This window comes from Flavobacterium sp. MMLR14_040 (assembly GCF_033657265.1).
Classification (GTDB): Bacteria; Bacteroidota; Bacteroidia; order Flavobacteriales; family Flavobacteriaceae; genus Flavobacterium.
In genome coordinates, this window is sequence record NZ_JAWVWO010000002.1 from 400,939 (window position 1) to 420,846 (window position 19,908).

18 protein-coding genes are annotated in these 19,908 nt (G+C 33.5%); 12 read left to right on the forward strand and 6 right to left on the reverse strand.

Going from position 1 to position 19,908, the window contains the following annotated elements:
* Nucleotides 1-4: 4 nt before the first annotated feature.
* Entirely contained in the window at nt 5-1,063 is a 1,059-nt protein-coding gene (locus SD960_RS04600) for an AraC family transcriptional regulator (protein WP_318801173.1), read from the reverse strand.
* A gap of 210 nt (nt 1,064-1,273) precedes the next feature.
* Between SD960_RS04600 and SD960_RS04605 the strand changes: the two genes are divergently transcribed.
* Nucleotides 1,274-2,428: a 5-(carboxyamino)imidazole ribonucleotide synthase gene (locus SD960_RS04605; protein ID WP_318801174.1), complete on the forward strand. Its 1,155-nt coding sequence runs from the start codon at nt 1,274-1,276 to the stop codon at nt 2,426-2,428.
* A 131-nt stretch (nt 2,429-2,559) separates the two neighbouring features.
* Nucleotides 2,560-3,042 carry a 5-(carboxyamino)imidazole ribonucleotide mutase gene (gene purE, locus SD960_RS04610; RefSeq protein ID WP_318801175.1) on the forward strand — a complete coding sequence of 161 codons (483 nt, stop codon included), beginning with the start codon at nt 2,560-2,562 and terminating at the stop codon, nt 3,040-3,042.
* A gap of 57 nt (nt 3,043-3,099) precedes the next feature.
* On the opposite strand, the gene SD960_RS04615 is transcribed toward purE, so the two are convergent.
* A complete protein-coding gene (locus SD960_RS04615; RefSeq protein ID WP_318801176.1) occupies nt 3,100-3,771 on the reverse strand; it encodes a hypothetical protein in 672 nt (223 codons plus the stop codon).
* A gap of 218 nt (nt 3,772-3,989) precedes the next feature.
* Here SD960_RS04615 and SD960_RS04620 point away from each other — a divergent pair, with 218 nt between their 5' ends.
* Complete coding sequence (locus tag SD960_RS04620) at nt 3,990-6,017, forward strand: M3 family metallopeptidase (RefSeq protein ID WP_318801177.1); 2,028 nt, start codon at nt 3,990-3,992, stop codon at nt 6,015-6,017.
* Between the two features lie 122 nt (nt 6,018-6,139).
* Nucleotides 6,140-6,799 (forward strand): vancomycin high temperature exclusion protein, encoded by a 660-nt coding sequence (locus tag SD960_RS04625; RefSeq protein ID WP_318801178.1) that lies wholly within the window; start codon nt 6,140-6,142, stop codon nt 6,797-6,799.
* A gap of 93 nt (nt 6,800-6,892) precedes the next feature.
* Here the strand turns inward: SD960_RS04625 and SD960_RS04630 are convergent, their stop codons facing one another.
* The 3 genes from SD960_RS04630 to SD960_RS04640 all read right to left on the reverse strand — a co-directional run bounded on the left by SD960_RS04630 (nt 6,893) and on the right by SD960_RS04640 (nt 9,905).
* The gene (locus SD960_RS04630; protein WP_318801179.1) at nt 6,893-8,287 is read right to left on the reverse strand and encodes a hypothetical protein; all 1,395 of its coding nucleotides are present in this window, start codon (nt 8,285-8,287) and stop codon (nt 6,893-6,895) included.
* A gap of 240 nt (nt 8,288-8,527) precedes the next feature.
* A complete protein-coding gene (locus SD960_RS04635; protein ID WP_318801180.1) occupies nt 8,528-8,941 on the reverse strand; it encodes a DUF1842 domain-containing protein in 414 nt (137 codons plus the stop codon).
* 274 nt (nt 8,942-9,215) lie between these two features.
* Nucleotides 9,216-9,905 carry a glycosyltransferase family 2 protein gene (locus tag SD960_RS04640; protein ID WP_318801181.1) on the reverse strand — a complete coding sequence of 230 codons (690 nt, stop codon included), beginning with the start codon at nt 9,903-9,905 and terminating at the stop codon, nt 9,216-9,218.
* Nucleotides 9,906-10,197: 292 nt separating this feature from the next.
* On the opposite strand from SD960_RS04640, the gene SD960_RS04645 reads away from it, so the two are divergent.
* From SD960_RS04645 to SD960_RS04665, 5 genes are all read left to right on the forward strand, one after another.
* Nucleotides 10,198-10,704, forward strand: a complete 507-nt coding sequence (locus SD960_RS04645; protein WP_042565834.1) for a GbsR/MarR family transcriptional regulator — start codon at nt 10,198-10,200, stop codon at nt 10,702-10,704.
* Nucleotides 10,705-10,769: 65 nt separating this feature from the next.
* Complete coding sequence (locus SD960_RS04650; protein ID WP_318801182.1) at nt 10,770-11,117, forward strand: hypothetical protein; 348 nt, start codon at nt 10,770-10,772, stop codon at nt 11,115-11,117.
* A 19-nt stretch (nt 11,118-11,136) separates the two neighbouring features.
* Nucleotides 11,137-11,523, forward strand: a complete 387-nt coding sequence (locus tag SD960_RS04655) for a hypothetical protein (protein ID WP_318801183.1) — start codon at nt 11,137-11,139, stop codon at nt 11,521-11,523.
* A 120-nt stretch (nt 11,524-11,643) separates the two neighbouring features.
* Nucleotides 11,644-12,555: a TIGR01777 family oxidoreductase gene (locus SD960_RS04660; RefSeq protein WP_318801184.1), complete on the forward strand. Its 912-nt coding sequence runs from the start codon at nt 11,644-11,646 to the stop codon at nt 12,553-12,555.
* A 491-nt stretch (nt 12,556-13,046) separates the two neighbouring features.
* A complete protein-coding gene (locus tag SD960_RS04665) occupies nt 13,047-13,505 on the forward strand; it encodes an SRPBCC family protein (RefSeq protein ID WP_318801185.1) in 459 nt (152 codons plus the stop codon).
* Nucleotides 13,506-13,712: 207 nt separating this feature from the next.
* Here SD960_RS04665 and SD960_RS04670 read toward each other — a convergent pair whose 3' ends face one another.
* On the reverse strand, nt 13,713-14,519 hold the full coding sequence (locus SD960_RS04670; RefSeq protein ID WP_318801186.1) for a hypothetical protein: 807 nt from the start codon (nt 14,517-14,519) through the stop codon (nt 13,713-13,715).
* A gap of 218 nt (nt 14,520-14,737) precedes the next feature.
* On the opposite strand from SD960_RS04670, the gene gcvP reads away from it, so the two are divergent.
* The 3 genes from gcvP to SD960_RS04685 all read left to right on the forward strand — a co-directional run bounded on the left by gcvP (nt 14,738) and on the right by SD960_RS04685 (nt 19,908).
* Nucleotides 14,738-17,587 (forward strand): aminomethyl-transferring glycine dehydrogenase, encoded by a 2,850-nt coding sequence (gene gcvP, locus SD960_RS04675; protein ID WP_318801187.1) that lies wholly within the window; start codon nt 14,738-14,740, stop codon nt 17,585-17,587.
* A gap of 418 nt (nt 17,588-18,005) precedes the next feature.
* Nucleotides 18,006-19,067, forward strand: a complete 1,062-nt coding sequence (locus SD960_RS04680) for a ketoacyl-ACP synthase III (RefSeq protein WP_318801188.1) — start codon at nt 18,006-18,008, stop codon at nt 19,065-19,067.
* A 319-nt stretch (nt 19,068-19,386) separates the two neighbouring features.
* Nucleotides 19,387-19,908: a methyltransferase gene (locus tag SD960_RS04685; protein ID WP_318801189.1), complete on the forward strand. Its 522-nt coding sequence runs from the start codon at nt 19,387-19,389 to the stop codon at nt 19,906-19,908.

Here is a 19,908-nt window from a genome sequence, read left to right on the forward strand (position 1 = left end):
AATTTTAATTTTCCCTAAAAACTGAAGGCAATTCCTTAAAACGTTTTTTAAATGCCGCTGTAAACTTACTTGCGCTTTCAAAACCTGTAATTATCGCAATTACCTGAACTTCAATTTCCGATTTTTGAAGCAATTGCTTTGCCAAAAGCATGTTTTTTTCTTTGTGATATTGCAGCATCGAAAATCCGAAAACGGTTTTAAAATTGGCTTTTAATTTTGTTGGCGATGTATTGACTTCAAAAGCAATATTCTCAATTCCTAAAAAAGCCGACTGTAAATTATGCAGAATCATTTTTTCGGCTTTGGCCACATTAAAATAATCCAGATTGCTTAACGAAATATTATCTGCAATACGACTGTCTTCAAAAGAATTGCTAAAAAACTCCGTAATTAACTTCATACAGTATTTACGTAATTCGGGAGTATTAAGATGAATATTATCTTCGTCTTCTAAAATTTTTGATATTTTTTTTGATAAAGAATGTGCTTTTGGAGCAATATCCAGCCAGGTATAAAATCCTTTTTGTCCGTTAAAGAAATTTTCAAGAATTCCTTTTTCACAAAATTTACCTGATTTAATATGCTTGTCAACCCATTCCTTATTCATTGCAATATTAAAAAACTTGCCTTTTGTACCTTTATAAAAATAAGTAGCCACTTCGGTATCGGGTTTGTAAAAAGTCCAGCAAGTACTTAGCAGCACTATATCCTCTGACCCGGGAACCGGAAATCGATATTCAAAAACCGAAAAAGACAAAATATAATAATCTTTAATATGATCCTGCGTATAAGTTGCTTTGGCAAGAATATTTTCGTTCATCGTAAGATTCGTTTCCAGAATCCAAAAACCGTCTTCGATGGTGCGATAACGCATGGTACCTTTCCAAAAAGCATTTTCTGTAACAATTAGCTGTTTGGCAGGTGTATGCTTAACAATAGGTAATTTGATAAGGCTGTCTAACATTACCTGAGGCGAATTAGACAGATAAGGCAATTCAAAAAAATCATCTTTTAATAAAAAAAGATATTTCTGAATATGGTTCGCCCAATTATTTGTGGTCATTATATTACGAAATGGATATTGGTTGAAAATCACGTCAAACCTAAGGAATTCAGGTATATAAAACAAAATATTTAAATCACTTCTTTAAAAAAAGTAAATCAATTTTATCAAATTATTTTTTGCTTTTGAAAATTTAAAAAACAGCAATTCCATACGCAATAAATTGGCATTTCTATTTTATCAATTATCTTTGCACAAACACACTACAAAATGAATTATTTTTCTTCTGATTTTAAATTAGGAATATTAGGCGGCGGACAATTGGGTAAAATGCTATTGTCTGACACCAGAAAATTTGACATACAAACTTATGTTTTAGATCCGAGCGACGAAGCGCCGAGTAAAATTGCCTGCAACAAATTCTTTAAAGGCGATTTGATGGATTATGAAACGGTTTACAATTTTGGAAAACAAGTTGATGTTCTTACTTTTGAAATTGAATTGGTTAATCTTGAAGCTTTAACGCAATTAGAAAACGAAGGCGTAAAAGTATATCCATCTCCAAAAACCTTAAAAGGAATTCAGAATAAAGGAATTCAAAAAGCTTTTTATACCGAAAGTAATATACCAACCGCAGCTTTTTTACGATTTGATTCTCCGGAACATCTTCAAAAATCGATCGGAAATAACGAAATCACAATTCCGTTTGTATGGAAATGCACCGAATTTGGTTACGATGGAAATGGCGTAAAAGTAATTCGCCAAATTTCTGATTTAGACGATTTACCAAATGTAGAATGTATTGCAGAAACAATGGTTCCGTTCAAAAATGAATTGGCGGTGATTGTAGTTCGAAATCCATCCGGAGAAATAAAAACGTATCCGGTTGTAGAAATGGAATTTCATCCTGAAGCCAATCAGGTAGAATATGTAATTTGTCCCGCAAGAATTGATGAAAAAGTAGCCGAAAAAGCAAGAGCAATTGCGTTGAATGTTTCGGAGAAATTTAATCACGTTGGCCTTTTGGCTGTAGAAATGTTTCAAACCAACGAAGATGAAATTCTGGTAAATGAAGTGGCTCCTCGCCCACACAATTCAGGTCATTATTCTATCGAAGCCAGTTACACCTCACAATTCGAAAATCATTTACGTGCGATTCTCGATCTTCCGTTAGGAAATACAGACAGCAAAGTTGCCGGAGTTATGGTAAATTTAGTTGGCGCCGAAGGTTTTTCCGGAGATGTTGTTTATGAAAACATCGAAACTATCTTAGGATGGAATGGTGTTACGCCACACATTTACGGAAAAAAACAAACACGACCGTTCAGAAAAATGGGTCACGTTACGATTGTAAATGAAGATATGAATGAGGCAAGAAAAATTGCTGAGCAGGTTAAGAATACCATTAAGGTAATTAGTGTTTAGTTATTCAGTTGCAGTTTTCAGTCGCAGTAAAACCTGAACTAAAACAAAATAAACAAACAAGCAGTTTTCAGTCACAGTTCAAAACCTGAAACCTGAAACAAAAAAAACAGTTTTCAAACAAACAAAAAAACATGAGCAAAGTAGCCATCATAATGGGAAGTATCTCAGACATGCCAGTCATGCAGGATGCCATCGACATATTAAAACAATTTAATATTGAAGTTGAGGTAGATATCGTTTCGGCACACAGAACGCCGGAAAAATTATTTGATTTCAGTAAAAATGCACATACTCGCGGAATTTCGGTTATTATTGCCGGAGCTGGAGGTGCAGCACATTTACCTGGAATGGTCGCTTCGATGTCACCGCTTCCTGTAATTGGAGTTCCGGTAAAATCAAGTAATTCTATCGATGGCTGGGATTCTGTTTTATCAATTTTACAAATGCCGGGTGGCGTTCCTGTTGCAACTGTTGCACTAAACGGAGCAAAAAATGCCGGAATTTTAGCCGCTCAAATCATTGGAAGCTATGATAAAAAAGTACTTGATACTATTATTTCTTATAAAGAAGAATTGAAAGCAGCGGTTAATAAGGCGGCTGAAGGATTGAAATAGTTTTCAGTTTTCAGTCACGGTTTTTAGTAAACTGTGACTGAAAACTGAAAACTAAAATTAAGCTACGTCTTCAACTTCCTCCAGAACAGACTCAAATTCGTATTCATTTATATCTTCTTTATTTATCCAGTTTTCTGAAGTAACCAGATCATAATTTACATTATCTTCTGTTGTCAATTCCCATATAATAGCTTCAGCTTCAGGAAACGGAATATTTTGAGATATTTGACTTTCAAACAATCTTTTAATAAGATTTCTGTCAGACAAACCATTGTTCAATAATTTCAGGACATTTTCCGCCGTCAATTTTCTTAGATCACCATTTGTTGGAGTCATTGAAAAATGAACAACCGATGCTTTTGCATTTGGAAATTTTCCGTTATAAGCTTTAAAAAGCAATTGATTGACATGAAACAAAGTTCCTTGCATGTGTATTTCCGGATATTCCTCACAAACTTTATCGATCAACATATTGTTTGATATTTGCTCAATCTGCCCTTCGCTTAGTTGATTTCCCAATTTATAATCCAACACTATTGCCGCAGCTTCATTTGGCTCATAATCAGAAATAGCCATTTCTAATAATTCCGGCAAACTGCTTTTCTCGGCTGTTGCGCCATCAGGATAATTGAATTTTCCCAGTAACTGAATAAAATCCTGATCAGACCAATATCCTTCTACTTCATTAACAGTATCTATATTCTTTATTACAATTTGATAGTTCATCATTTTTTATTTTAATTATGATCATTATTTTATAATTCTAATCTATTTTTTCAATTTACGCTTTTTAAAACCGCCTTAGCAATAAATAACATATCTATAACATAATCCATCTATGTCTTTATACTTAGAATCGATCTTGTTTAGGTCGCTGGATTTTTATAAATTGTTATCTTTGGAATTCAAAAATATTGAGTTCAATTAATAAAAATAATTACATCATAATGAACGTTTTACTTTCAAAATTCAATACTAAACATAATACAGCACCCTTTTCGCAAATTAAAATCGAAGATTATGTTCCGGCTTTTAAAGAAGGAATTGTTTTGGCTAAAGCCGAAATCGATGCTATTGTAAACAATACAGATGCACCAACTTTTGAAAACACTGTTGTCGCAATGGATTTTGCCGGAGATATTTTAGATCGTCTTTCAAGTGTTTTCTTCAATCTGAATTCGGCAGAAACGAATGACGAAATGCAAAAAATCGCTCAGGAAGTTTCGCCTTTATTATCAGAATTCGGAAATGACATTACGCTAAATGCTGCTTTATTTGCAAAAATAAAAAAGGTTTACGAACAAAAAGAAAATCTGAATTTAACTCCGGAGCAAACTACACTTCTTGACAAAAAATACAAAAGCTTTTCCAGAAACGGAGCCAATTTACCGGAAGACAAAAAAGATCAATTAAGAGAAATCGATAAAGAATTATCAAAATTGAGTTTACAATTTGGCGAAAATGTTTTGGCAGAAACCAATGCTTTTGAATTGCATTTGACTGACGAAACAGATTTAGCAGGTTTACCGGAAGGAACAATTGAAGCCGCAAGATTATTGGCCAAAGAAAAAGGAAAAGAAGGCTGGATTTTTACGCTGGATCATCCGAGTTACGTTCCGTTTTTGACTTATGCGGATAATCGTGAATTGCGTAAAAAAATGGCGATTGCTTTTGGAGCAAAAGCATTTCAAAATAACGAATTTGATAATCAGCAAAATGTTTTAAAAATTGCAAAATTACGTTTTGAAAGAGCCAATTTATTAGGATACAAAACACACGCCCATTTTGTTTTAGAAGAAAGAATGGCACAAAGCCCTGAAAAAGTTTTCTCTTTCTTAAATGATTTATTGGCAAAAGCAAAACCGGCAGCCCAAAAAGAATTTGCAGAATTGACTGCTTTCGCTAAAGAACTGGACGGAATTGAACAATTGGAGAAATGGGACGGCGCTTATTATTCTGAAAAATTAAAACAACAGCTTTTTAATTTAGATGATGAAAAACTAAAGCCTTATTTTCAATTAGAAAAAGTTTTAGACGGCGCTTTTACGGTTGCTCAAAAATTATACGGATTAACTTTTACGGAAGTTTTTGACATTGATAAATACCACGAAGAAGTTACAACTTATGAAGTAACAGACGCTGAAAACAATTTGGTTTCGATTTTCTACGCTGATTTCTTTCCAAGAAAAGGAAAAAGAAACGGTGCGTGGATGACTTCTTTCAAATCTCAATCTATAAAAGATGGCGTAAATGAAAGACCGCATATTTCGAACGTTTGTAATTTTACAAAACCTACAGAAACAAAACCATCTTTATTGACATTTAATGAAGTAACAACTTTGTTTCACGAATTTGGACACGGATTACACGGAATGCTGGCAAACACAACTTATCCGAGTTTATCGGGAACTTCTGTTTATTGGGATTTTGTAGAATTGCCAAGTCAGATTATGGAGAACTGGTGTTACGAACCGGAAGCTTTGGCTTTGTTTGCCAATCATTATGAAACCGGAGAAATTATTCCGATTGAATATGTGCAAAAAATCAAGGAAAGTGCAAGTTTTCAGGAAGGAATGGCAACTTTGCGTCAGTTGAGTTTTGGCTTATTGGATATGGCATGGCACGGACAAGATCCGACTAACATAACCGATTTAAAAGCTTTCGAAACAGAACAATTTGCCAATACACAATTGTATCCTGATGTTAAAGAAAATGCAATGAGTACTGCCTTTTCACATATTTTTCAAGGTGGATATTCTTCTGGATATTACAGCTACAAATGGGCTGAAGTTCTGGATGCAGATGCTTTTGAATATTTTCAGGAAAAAGGAATTTTCAATGTTGAGGTTGCTACGAAATTCAAAGAAAATGTACTTTCAAAAGGAGGAACAGAACATCCAATGACTTTATACAAACGTTTTAGAGGTCAGGAACCAAAACCTGAAGCTTTATTGAAGAGGGCTGGACTTTTGTAAATTTAGATTTCTGATTTTAGATTAAAGCCGAAGATTGACTTCGGTTTTTTTTATTTATTTTTGATTGAACTTTTTACTTATATTCGCGTTTTTTTTAAACTTAATCTTACAAAAAATATACATTGAAAAAATATCTAAAACCAATTCTTTATCTTTTTATTCTTGGATTAATTTCGATTATAGCTGTAAATGTATACGTGAAATCTTCGACTAAAAAATACATTTCACATACATTAAAAAGATTCCCGAAAAATGATGTGGGAATTATTTTTGGTGCGGGAATAAACGGAAATCAGCCAAGCAAATATTTAAAAGACCGACTTGACGCCGGAATCTTATTGTATAAGACAAAAAGAATCAATAAAATTTTGTTGTCCGGAGATAATGGACGTCAGGAATATGATGAACTTACCGTCATGAAAAATTATTGTTTTACACATGGCGTTGACACAACAAAAATATTCATCGATTATGCAGGTTTCGACACTTATTCGACAATGTATCGTGCCAAACATATTTTTAAAATTAAGAAAGCAACCTTGATTTCTCAGGAATATCATTTAAACAGAGCGATTTATATTGGCCAAAAACTCGGAATAAAATCAGTTGGTTATTCTGCTAATAAGGGCGAATATTTGGGATATAAATATGTTACTTTTAGAGAATACCTTTCTATTTTTAAATCCTTTTTGGATGTTTTGAGAAATCGGGAACCTCGTTTTTTAGGAAATCCAATTAATATCAATGGACCTTCAAATTATTCTAAAGAAGACAAACGATAAACAAAAAATCCGAAGTAAAAATTACTTCGGATTTTTTTATGCAATTTTATAAATTCACTTTTTAATTTGAACTCCTACTTACAATAATATTTTTTATTTTTTTGAATTAATAAATTCTTCAAACTGCTTTATTTTCAATGCTTCGATTTCTTCAATACGTTTTGCTCTTGAGTTGTTTAAACTATTTGTGTTTTTAGCCGTAACCTTTGTTGGAGGTTTGGTAAACAATAAATAATCTCCAAATAAATGGCTTAAAAACAAAGGAGATTTGCCGGGTCTGGTTGTATCAAAGTTTGCAGATGTATGGCAGGAAAGGCAATTTACTAAATTACTATTATTAATAGCATGTATATCTTTTTGAGAAGCCTGCGTGTAGGTTTCCATCGTAATGTTTGACAAATTAACCGAACCTCTGGCCAGCGAATCCGGAAGCGCACTTGCAATATCTCTTGTAACAATTGCTTTTACTTGATTTTCTGGAGAAACACCATCAAAATTTAACCAGATAGAACCATTGTAGAAATAATTTCTAAAAACATCTTTCAAATTCGCCGCAACACACTTATTGATATTGTCTATGTTATTAAAATTATCAGGTTCTTTTTGGCTTGTCGCCATAAAATTTCCAGTTTTTAAATCCCTTGGCACTCCGTATTCATAAAGGATAAATGCTTTATTAGGAACTACAGGTGAAGTTCCTTTTTTAATCCATGTTATTCCATCTAACCCTGTAGTTGTTCCTTTTTCGTAAAATAACTTTTCATTTACAGAAGTTACCGAATTATTCTTTTTATCATAAACAGGCGCCATATCCTGATGTTCAAAAGTTGCCCAGATAAATTCAGGATGATTTTTTACAACTCCTACCACGTGCATACCTAATAAGGCCATGGTTTTTTCAACATATTGTCCGTTGCTGTTTAGAACAGCGGCCTTCGTTGTAAAATAATTTTGTTGCTGTGCTTTTGCAATTGCATTTATATTAATCCACGAAACTTTTAATTCTAAAGCCCCAACAGGAAATATTTCTGAATTTGAAACAGGTAATTTCCCACTATTGATTAAAGACGCCATTGTAACTGCTTTATCTTTTAGCAGCGTATTAACATGAATAGAATAATACACGGTATCTGCAGCATTATTAAATTTAGGATTTGAAAGCAAAACACCATGAGATCCTGCCTGGTTGATAGAACTCAGAGTTAATTTCATGCCCAACTGCGGCACAACATCTTCCATTTGCGGGCTTACTAAGTCAAGAGAATCTAAGAAGAATGGATTTCCGCTTGGCAATGGTTTGGTTACCCACAAAAACTTTTGCCAGGACCATTGGTGAAAATCACAATTTGTTGTATTTGCATTATCAAACGGACTTCCATCGCCTTCTGACGGTGCCGGCGTTTGCTCGTGCGGAAACCAGCTGGTTTCACAATGACAGGAATCAGTTGCTGAAGCGGTATAGCCGGAAGAAACTCCGAACTTTTCCATTATTTTTTCCTTATTGAAAAAAAATAAGGTAACCGCTGCTATTATGAAAACAACTAATAAAGTAATTATAATAGGTTTTCTTTTCATTTTGTTTTTGGTGATTAATTATTGAGGACAGAATAATTGTAGATGAAATAAGCTATTTTTTTTAGATCTTTCCGAAAGAAAGTGCTTAACAAAAAAGGCCGCCTAAACAGACGAGCCTTTTTAATGAGATTTGTTTTCAGAGAAAATTAGTTTTTATGCCAATTGTTCTTGTAAATTTTTTGCTGTAGCGACAGGTACGTTTTCAATTTGGTGGTTGAAATATGAAAATCCTCCAGTTCCGTTCCATGCGTTATCGATAGCAAAATGAGCATCGAAATCAGCTAAGAAAGAACCAATTGCCGGAGGTGGGAAAGATTGAACGTATTGTCCGTGTAAACTAACTACCTGAGTAAATTGTCCAAATCCTGTTGCATATATTTTTCCTTTTACAGAAACAACAATATGATTATTAGGACCGTTTATAGCCTGTGTAATAACTACTGTACCGGATACTGTATGTTGTGATGGTACTACTACTAAACTAAATGTTGCAATTGGAGCGCCTGGCATTCCAACATTTCCGATTGTGCCTTTTGCTAAATAAGCTCCTTCTAATAAATTTTCCATGGTGATAGTTTTTTGGTGTTGTTTTTCTTACTCGTAAGGCTTTTCAGAAACCGCCTCGTTTATTTTAGTGGTTTCTGCTCCACTTTCTTTTTATTTTTTAAAGTATATTTTGTAACAAACAGATTTTCCGGTTCAACAGTTATGTTTTTTTAACTGTCATTTTTATTTTCGTGATTAAAATTACAATGGAGATGAAATCACGAATAAAAAAATGTCATGAGACAGGTTTTTTTATCCATGAAGTGAATAATATGTGGAATGAATTTTTTAGAAACTAGTAAAATGAATCATTTCCTTTAATTTCTCTGATTTCAACACAAGCCTTATTCAGTAATCCAACGTGCTTGTTTTTGTCTAAGTTTTCTAAAACACGAAACCAAAAATTAATCTTTCCACCGAAAGCATTATGAGTTTCAAATCGAAAGTTTTTAAGGTGTTTTCTTTGTATAACAACATTATTTCCAATTATAAGATCTGACGAGAAAATTGTATGTAATGCATTGGGTATTAAAAACAAACCATTTGAAACAAAATCCAGTTCCGTCTTAAATGATTTTATTTTTGGAAGATAATTTTCTGATGGAACCAAAAGAACTCCAAGTATTAAAACAACGATGTTTTCTCGCTGCATAACAGCGCTAACTTCAGCTAAACAATAATAAGTGTAATAATCATCCGCATCTAAAAAACTGATCAAATCTCCGTTTGCACGTTCAAGACCTATGTTTCTGGCATTTCCTGAACCTCTATTTTCTTTCAATTCAATTATTTGAATATCCGTTAGCAAAAATTGCGGAGCAAAAAACAACAAAGCTTCTTTTAAACGAAACAGACTTTTATCTGTACTACAATCATCAACAATAATAATTTGCGAAGGTTTTTTTTCCTGAAAAGCCAAAGAAGTAATAGCGTCAAATATGAAAGCTTCTGTATTGTAAAGAGAAATAACTATGGTATGTTTCATAAATTTATTAGTCTCAAATTGGATATCAAAGCTTAATCTCACCAACCTTTACAGCCATTCGCTTTTTTACGTGCATTCTGATCTCCTCTCTATTATTTGAATTAAATCGAATTGTTTTATATCAAAACTATTGCAGATCATTACACTGAAGTTCGTAAATGTCACAGAAAGAACATTTTTTGCTATAAAACATAAAAAATAATACATAAGACTATTCTTAAAAAATAATATATTTTCAAAATAAGTTTCATTTATTTTTGAAAGTTTAAAAACTTTTATTTACATTTGATCTATGGAATTCAAAGAAGCAAAAAATAAGTTTGTACAAACCTGGGGAGCATTAGGTTCTCAATGGGGAATTAATAAAACCATGGCACAGATTCATGCTTTATTAATGGTCTCAAACGAAGCTGTTTCTATGGAAGACATTATGGAAGAATTACAAATTTCGCGCGGAAACGCCAGCATGAACCTAAGAGCTTTAATGGATTGGGGAATTGTTTATAAAGAATACAAAGCCGGAGAAAGAAGAGAGTTTTTTACTGCCGAAAAGGATCTGGATGAATTGGCCGTAAAAATTTCAAGAGAAAGAAGTAAAAGAGAAATCAAACCTGCTCTTAAAATTTTAAAAGAAGTCTCGACTATTGAAGCAAAAGAATCTTCTGCAGAAGAAAAACACTTTGTTGATCAAACTTCTAAATTGTATGATTTTGTTTTAAAAGCAGATAATATGTTAGATAAAATAACAGAATTCAACGAGAATTGGCTTGGACGTTTGGTATTAAAAATTATGAAGTAAAATTTCAATCTAAAAAAATTTAACTATAACTTTCATTTTTTTCTGAAAGTTTAAAAATAAAAATCATGAATCTCAACATTATCGGCTATTTTATCTATCTCGGCATTACGGTTTTCATCATTTTGAAAGTTGGAAAAATATGCTATAAAAACGGAAATATTTACGTCGCAGAACTCATCCCGAATCATGCGGATATCTGCCAGAAAATTAATCAGGTTTTGCTATTGGGATATTATCTTTTAAACATTGGGTATTGCGCAATGACGCTTATTTCCTGGCAAAAAATTTCATCTTCAACGCAATTAATAGAAACCATCGGAACAAAAACAGCAATTATAATCTTTATTATTTCAATATTACATTATCTCAATATCATTATTCTTACCAAGTACATTCATAAATTAATTAAATAAAACCTTAAATTTAAATATCATGGAAACTACAAAAATTTTAATCGGTTACGGACTTTATTTACCAATCGCATTATTTCTTACTTATTATGTTTCTAAAACTCTTTTTAAAAACGGAAAAATATTTATGCTGGACATATTTAAAGGCCGCGAAGATATTGCGGAAGCCACCAACAAACTTTTTGAAACCGGATTTTATCTTTTAAATATTGGTTTTGCTTTAATGATTCTGGAAATGCAATTAAGCAACAACAGTTATCAGGAATTGATTGAAAGATTAAGCTATAAAATTGGCGGTTTTTCTATTTACTTGGGAGTAATGTTGTTCTTCAATTTGTATTTTTTCTTTAGAGGAAAAAGAAAAGCAAAAGAAGCACAACGAGAAGAAAGACTGGTTTTTAAAGCATAATTATTTTTACTAAAAGTTTGCCACGAATTTCACGAATCTTCACGAATTTAATTTTACCACTAAAGTCGAAATTCAAAAATTAGCGAAAATTTGTGCAATTCGTGGCTAAAAAAAACACCAATGAACAAACTCATAATCGCAGCCGGAACAGGATTTTTAGGACAGGTTTTAATCCATCATTTCAAAGATAAATTTGATGAAATTGTAATTCTGACAAGAGGAAAATCTCAAACAATTGACAAAATCAAATACGTAAACTGGAATGCAAAAACTTTTTCTGGTTGGGAAAACGAACTCGAAAATGCAACCGTTTTAATTAATCTCGCAGGAAAATCTGTTGATTGCCGATATACGAAAGAAAATAAAAAAGAGATTTTGTGGTCAAGAATTCAAAGCACCAGGATTTTAAACAAAGCAGTTTTAAATTGTGCAAATCCGCCGAAACATTGGCTGAATTCATCGACTTCTACTATTTATCGTTTTTCTTTGGATAAACAAATGGAAGAGGTGAATGGCGAAATCGGAAATGATTTTTCCATTAATGTTGCGCTTTCCTGGGAAAAAGCATTCTTTAAAACCGAAACTCCAAATACTTTAAAAACGGCTTTGCGAACTTCGATTGTTTTAGGTAAAAATGGCGGTGCATTCATTCCGTTAAAGACATTGGCAAAAATTGGTTTTGGAGGAAAACGAGGAAAAGGAAATCAGTTTGTGAGTTGGATTCACGAAGAAGATTTTGCCAACGCAGTTGATTTTATCATTCAAAAAGAAATTGTCGGAGTTATAAATGTGGTTTCTCCTGAACCTGTTCGTAATTTCAATTTTATGCAAAAACTTAGAAAAGCAATTGGTTTCCCTTTTGGAATTCCGATGAATGTTTTTCTGCTGAAAATTGGGTCTTTCTTTATTAGAACAGAAGCTGAATTGGTTTTGAAAAGCAGAAATGTGATTCCGAAACGACTTTTGGAAAATGGATTTGAATTTAAGTTTGGAGATATTGATAAGACCTTTGAAAATTTATTAAGCAAATAATTTATTGTTTTCTTGTTAGTGCTCCAGCGGAGCAAAATGTTTATAGAAAACACAATGTCGCCTTTAAATAAGCTCCAGAGGAGCGACATCTTTATCGATATAGTTATTAGTAGAACATTTCACCCCGATGGGGTTTTAACTACGAGAACGTTACATCTATAAATATAAAATCCCGCTGGGACTTAATAACAAATTTATCAAATGACAACCATAAATAATAACAAAAATAAAGCATCAAAACAAACTGTTTTTGATGCATCAAGAAATATCGATATTCATCAAAAATCTGCAAGCAAATCAAATGAAAAAAAAAATTACGCGCACAACTTCAGAAAAAAAATAAAAATGCGTCGTTTTTTTAAGCTCCAGCGGAGCGATATATTTGCTTTCTGATTATTCCTAAAACATGCCACCCCGCTGGGGTTCAAAACCTTTTTTAATGGTTCTATAAATATAACGTCCCGCTGGGACTTGAAATACGCTGATTAATTATGACAACAATAAACCTCACAACAAAAATAAAAGCATCAAAACAAACCGTTTTTGATGCTTCACGAAATATTGATATTCACCAGAAATCTGCGAGTAAAACAAGTGAAAAAGCAATCGCCGGAATAACTTCGGGATTAATAAATTTAAACGAAACCGTAACTTGGCGTGGCAAACATTTCGGGTTTTATCTCACACACAAAAGCCGAATTACTGCTATCGATTTCTACGATTATTTTGTGGATGAAATGGAGCGTGGCAAATTCAAATCTTTCAGACATGAGCATTTTTTTGAACAACAAAATGGTTTTACCGTTATGAAAGATAAATTGCAATATGAAACTCCGTTTGGAATTTTTGGAGAATTATTTGATATTTTATTTCTGGAAAAACATCTCACTCACTTTCTTTTAGAGAGAAACAAAATCTTAAAAGAAGTTTCTGAACAAAGCAAATTTTAAAATCATATTTCTTTTGAAAAATGAATTTTCTCGCTTTACGGTTTGCGTGAGGGATAGGAGCTAACTGCCGAAGCAGTGTGGATAGCCCGACAGCATCCCGATAAGTGGGCGTATAAGCGCAAAGTAATTTGCCCACTTATCGGGATGGTGGCACGCCCCTATTATTTTAGACTTTAGACTTTAGATTTTTTATTCTTAAAATTTTATTTAAAGAAAAACAATCATCAGCCACCAAAAAATTGGCACACTTTCGACCCAAAAAGAAGTATAATATTTGGACCGATTTGGGTTTGCAAAAGCGATAAACAACATGAGCATAGTGACCATGATGAGGTTGATCATGAGGTCGTGAAAAGTAAAACTCAAAATGCCGACAATCCAAAACGGAATCAATAATAAGAAACCTAAAATCTTGGTTTTCTTTACGCCAATTGTCTGCGGAACGGTTTTTAAGTGCGGATCATCATTGGCTAAATCTAGAATTTCGAAAACTAAAATCAGCACAAAAACCAGTACAAAACGCTGAATACATTTGATGAAAAAATTACCTGTAAAAGGAATTTCTGCATTTATATAAGGTAGAACCAACGTCGCCCCTACCCAGCAAAGTGATACGATGTAGATTTTTACGCCAGCCCAGTTTCGGGCATTTTTTCGATTTGGAAAAAACGGAAGTGTGTAAAGTGCGGTTATGGCAAATATTCCAAAAGAGACTATTTGGGTTATTCTTTTTAATTGAAAAAAATAATAGCCAACCAAAATGAGCGAAACGAAACTTAAAACAGCTATAATTTTTAACTGATTCCCGATTGGTTTTTTTTTCACCCGAACCAAAGCATCGTATTTAACAAAATTATACCCCACAATTGTTCCGAAAAAAACGAACAAAGCCATTGGCTCATCATATTGAATATGAAAAAAATAAAATGTAATATGAACTAATGCGTAACACGACAAAGCCACATGAATACTGCTATGGAGGTAAAAATCGAATATTTGTTTCAACACTTTCATTTCTTAAATCTAATCAATTATTAACAAATCAACTCTTTAGTTAGAAATTTCATAAAAATTGAAGTTAAAAATACCTATTAAATTATTAATAATACTTAATTTTGCGCCACAAAAAACAACACATTTACTATAAAATGTAATAAACCTTGTGTAGACTTGATCAAATGAAGATTACGCGCTGTTAATTACATTGCCCTTAAAAAAATAGATAGCTACAAATGAGAACAGATGCTTTTGCTTTAAGACACATTGGCCCAAGAGAAACAGATCTTCAACACATGTTAAAGACTATTGGAGTGGAATCGATTGAAAAACTTGTTTACGAAACTCTTCCGGATGATATTCGTTTAAAAGCGCCTTTGAATTTGGATCCTGCAATGACGGAATACGAATTTGCAAATCACATTCAGGAACTGGGAAAGAAAAACAAAGTATTCAAATCATACATTGGTTTGGGTTATCATCCAACTATTGTTCCGGCTCCAATTCAAAGAAATATCTTCGAAAACCCAGGATGGTATACAGCTTACACACCTTATCAGGCAGAAATTGCTCAAGGTCGTCTTGAAGCTATTTTAAATTTCCAGACTACTGTTATTGAATTAACAGGAATGGAAATCGCAAACGCATCTTTACTAGATGAAGGAACTGCAGCTGCAGAAGCTATGGCTTTGCTGTTTGACGTTCGTACTCGTGACCAAAAGAAAAACAATACAAACAAATTCTTCGTTTCTGAAGAAATTTTACCACAAACTTTATCTATCCTGCAAACACGTTCAACTCCTATTGGAATTGAATTGGTTGTTGGAAACCACGAAAACTTTGATTTTTCTAATGAGTTTTTCGGAGCTATTTTGCAATACCCGGGAAAATATGGTCAGGTAAATGATTATAGCGCTTTTGTTGCCAAAGCAAAAGAAAACGAAATCAAAGTTGCCTTTGCTGCTGATATTTTATCATTGGCTGCCTTAACTTCTCCGGGAGAAATGGGAGCTGCAGTTGTGGTGGGAACTACACAACGTTTTGGTGTACCAATGGGTTACGGTGGTCCTCACGCTGCTTTTTTTGCAACTAAAGATGAGTACAAACGATCTATGCCAGGTCGTATTATTGGAGTTTCTATTGATGTAAACGGGAACCGTGCCTTACGTATGGCTTTAGGAACTCGTGAGCAGCACATTAAACGTGAAAAAGCAACTTCTAACATTTGTACGGCTCAGGTTTTATTAGCGGTTATGGCCGGAATGTACGCGGTTTACCACGGACCAAAAGGATTACAATATATAGCTGGAAAAGTTCACGCATCGGCAGTTACTGCTGCTGAAGCTTTAAACAAATTAGGCGTTTACCAAACCAACACAGCTTACTTTGATACTATTTTAGTCAAAGCTGATGCTCAAAAAGTAAAAGCTGTAGCAGAGAAAAACGAAGTAAACTTCTTTTATGTTGATGCCGATACGATTTCGATCTCATTCAACGAAACAACTTCTATCGCTGACATCAACCAAATTATTGCCATTTTTGCTGAAGCTACAGGAAAAGAAACTTTTACCGTTTCTGAATTAACTGCTGCAAGCCAATTACCGGCTTCATTAGAAAGAACATCTTCTTTCTTAACGCATGATGTATTCAACAATCATCATTCGGAAAGTCAGATCATGCGTTACATCAAAAAATTAGAGCGTAAAGATTTATCATTGAATCATTCGATGATTTCATTAGGTTCTTGTACAATGAAATTAAACGCAGCTTCAGAAATGTTGCCTCTGTCAATGCCAAACTGGAACAGCATTCACCCTTTTGCACCAGTAGAACAAGCTGAAGGTTATATCACAATGCTTAAAAAACTAGAGCAACAATTAAATGTAATTACCGGATTTGCCGGAACAACATTACAGCCTAACTCTGGAGCTCAGGGAGAATATGCAGGTTTAATGGCGATTCGTGCTTACCATTTATCAAGAGGTGATAGCCACCGTAATGTATGTTTGATTCCATCATCTGCTCACGGAACAAATCCTGCTTCTGCAGCAATGGCCGGAATGAAAATCATTGTTACAAAAACTACTCCGGAAGGAAACATTGATGTAGAAGATTTGAGAGAAAAAGCGATTGAACATAAAGACGATTTATCTTGTTTAATGGTAACTTATCCTTCTACTCATGGCGTTTTTGAATCTTCAATTATTGAAATCACAAAATTAATCCACGACAACGGAGGATTAGTATATATGGACGGTGCAAACATGAACGCCCAAGTAGGATTAACAAATCCTGCTACAATTGGTGCTGACGTTTGTCACTTAAACTTACACAAAACATTCGCTATTCCTCACGGTGGTGGCGGACCTGGAGTTGGACCAATTTGCGTGAACGAAAAACTAGTTCCATTTTTACCAACTAATCCAATCTTAAAAGTTGGTGGTGAACAAGCTATTACAGCAATTTCATCTGCTCCTTACGGATCAGCTTTGGTTTGTTTAATTTCTTACGGTTACATCACAATGATGGGTGCTGAAGGATTAAAAAGCGCTACAGAACACGCTATTTTGAATGCTAACTATATGAAAGCCCGTTTCGAAGGTCATTATCCAATTCTTTACACAGGAGAATGTGGAAGAGCAGCTCACGAAATGATTTTAGATTGTCGTGCGTTTAAAGAAAACGGAATTGAAGTTGGTGATATTGCAAAACGTTTAATGGATTATGGTTTCCACGCTCCTACGGTTTCTTTCCCGGTTGCCGGAACTTTAATGATCGAACCAACTGAATCTGAAGATTTAGCAGAATTAGATCGTTTTTGTGATGCTCTTATCTCCATCAGAAAAGAGATCGAAGCTGCAACAGCCGATGATAAAAACAATGTATTGAAAAATGCACCTCATACATTGGCAATGTTGACTACTGATAATTGGGATTTCCCTTATACAAGAGAAAAAGCGGCTTACCCATTAGAATATATTGCTGATAATAAATTCTGGCCATCTGTTCGTCGTGTAGATGATGCATACGGTGACAGAAACTTAATCTGCAGCTGTGCTCCTATTGAAGCTTACATGGAAAACTAAAAAATAAGTTTTCTTTTAAATAATACATTTCTCCAACCCGACAGTTTTTTAAAACTTGTCGGGTTTTGTTTTTAGTTACCATTTGTTTCAGGTTTCAAGTTTCAAGTTCGAGCGTGACGTGAAACCTGAAACCTGAAACAAAACTATTGAGTTTTCTATTTTAACACTTTTAAAATCTTCCGTTTCATTTGTAACAAAATCAAAATGACTTTAAGAAATCTGCGAAATAAAAATTAATTCGCAAACAATTCGCAAACGTTTGAAATCTCGATAAAATCACAAAATCATTAGAAAATAAACAATATATCCATAAAAAATTTATTATTTGATAATTATATGCATGCATAGTATTTTTTATGGTAGTTATCATAAATTTATTTATAATTTAGCAATAAATTTATCGGATAATTAAGGAATAATGAAAATAAAAATAATAGGCATAGGAAGTTACATTCCTAATAAAGAAGTTAAGAATACTGACTTTGATAAACATATTTTTTTGAATGAAGACGGAACTCCTTTTGGATACCCGAATGAAGTTGTAATTAAAAAATTTAAAGGTATTACCGGAATTGAAAATCGCCGTTATGCCGAAGATCATCATACTTCATCTGATTTAGCATTTTTTGCTGCCGAAAGAGCGCTTGAAAATGCTAATATCGATCGTGAAACTTTAGATTATATCATATTTGCGCACAATTTTGGTGACGTAAAAACTGGTACAAATCAAACCGATATTCTACCAAGTTTGGCAACACGCGTTAAGAACAAACTGGATATCAAAAATCCTAAATGTGTCGCTTATGATATTCTTTTTGGATGTCCGGGCTGGATTGAAGGTGTTTTGCAAGCCAATGCATTTATCAAATCCGGAATGGCAAAAAGAGTTTTGGTTATTGGAGCTGAAACTTTATCAAGGGTGGTAGACGATCACGATCGCGATTCGATGATTTATTCTGATGGTGCCGGTGCTTCGATTTTAGAAGCTTCTGAAGATGATGAAACTGGTTTACTATCTTACGAAAGCGCTACTTTTGCCAATGACGAAGCCAACTTTTTATACTTCGGAAAATCATATAATCCAGATTTAGATCCGGATATTAAATACATAAAAATGTACGGTCGTAAAATCTACGAGTTTGCATTAAGTCAGGTTCCATGTGCCATGAAAAATTGTCTTGACAAAAGCGGAATTGGAATTGATGAGGTGAAAAAGATTTTAATTCATCAGGCAAATGAAAAAATGGATGAAGCTATCGTAGAGCGTTTTTACAAACTGTACGACAAAACTGCACCTAAAGATATCATGCCAATGAGTATTCACGATTTAGGAAACTCGAGCGTAGCAACCGTACCTACTTTGTATGATCTTTTGATACAAGGAAAATTAGAAAATCACGAAATTAATAAAGGCGATGTTGTCATTTTTGCTTCTGTAGGAGCCGGAATGAACGTTAATGCTTTTGTTTACCGATATTAATTTAAGTTACATAATAAGTCCCTGTGAGATGTCATATTTATAGAACAAATAATTCATTTTGGAAAAAAGCTCCATCAGAGCGATATTTCGGCAAGTGCAAACATATCGCTCCGATGGAGTTCTAAAATCCATTACCTAATTATCTATTAATCATCTATAAAGATTACGATTCTACGTAGCTATTAGTAAATCACATAAAATTATAGTCCGCATTTGAAAACATATTTTAAATGCGGACTTTTGATTTTCATTCTAATTAAAAAATACAAAAAAGAAGATAACTTTGTATATTTGCGCCTTTGCCGATAAAACATAAAAAATGTACGAAAAAACGTTTCCCAATAAAAGATTCAAACTTACTTTAGAATTTTTACAAAAACATGTCAAGACCTCAGAAACCATTTTTGATTTTGGCGTACCCAATCCGTTCTCTAAAATAATGGAAGAGAATGGTTATACCGTAAAAAACACAAAAGGCGAAGATTTAGATAACGACCAAACGGCTTTACAAACAGAAGAATATACTGTTTTTACGGCATTTGAAATTTTCGAACATTTATTAAATCCTTACACTATTTTACAAAACGTAAAATGTAACAAATTGCTAATTTCAATTCCGTTGCGTTTGTGGTTTTCTCCGGCATACCGTTCAAAAACAGATATGTGGGACAGACATTATCATGAATTTGAAGACTGGCAATTGGACTGGCTTTTAGAAAAAACCGGCTGGAAAATAACCGATCGCCAAAAATTTACACATCCTGTAAAAAAGTTTGGTTTTAGACCCTTATTAAGATATTTCACTCCGAGATATTATATTGTTGTTGCGGAGAAGATTTAG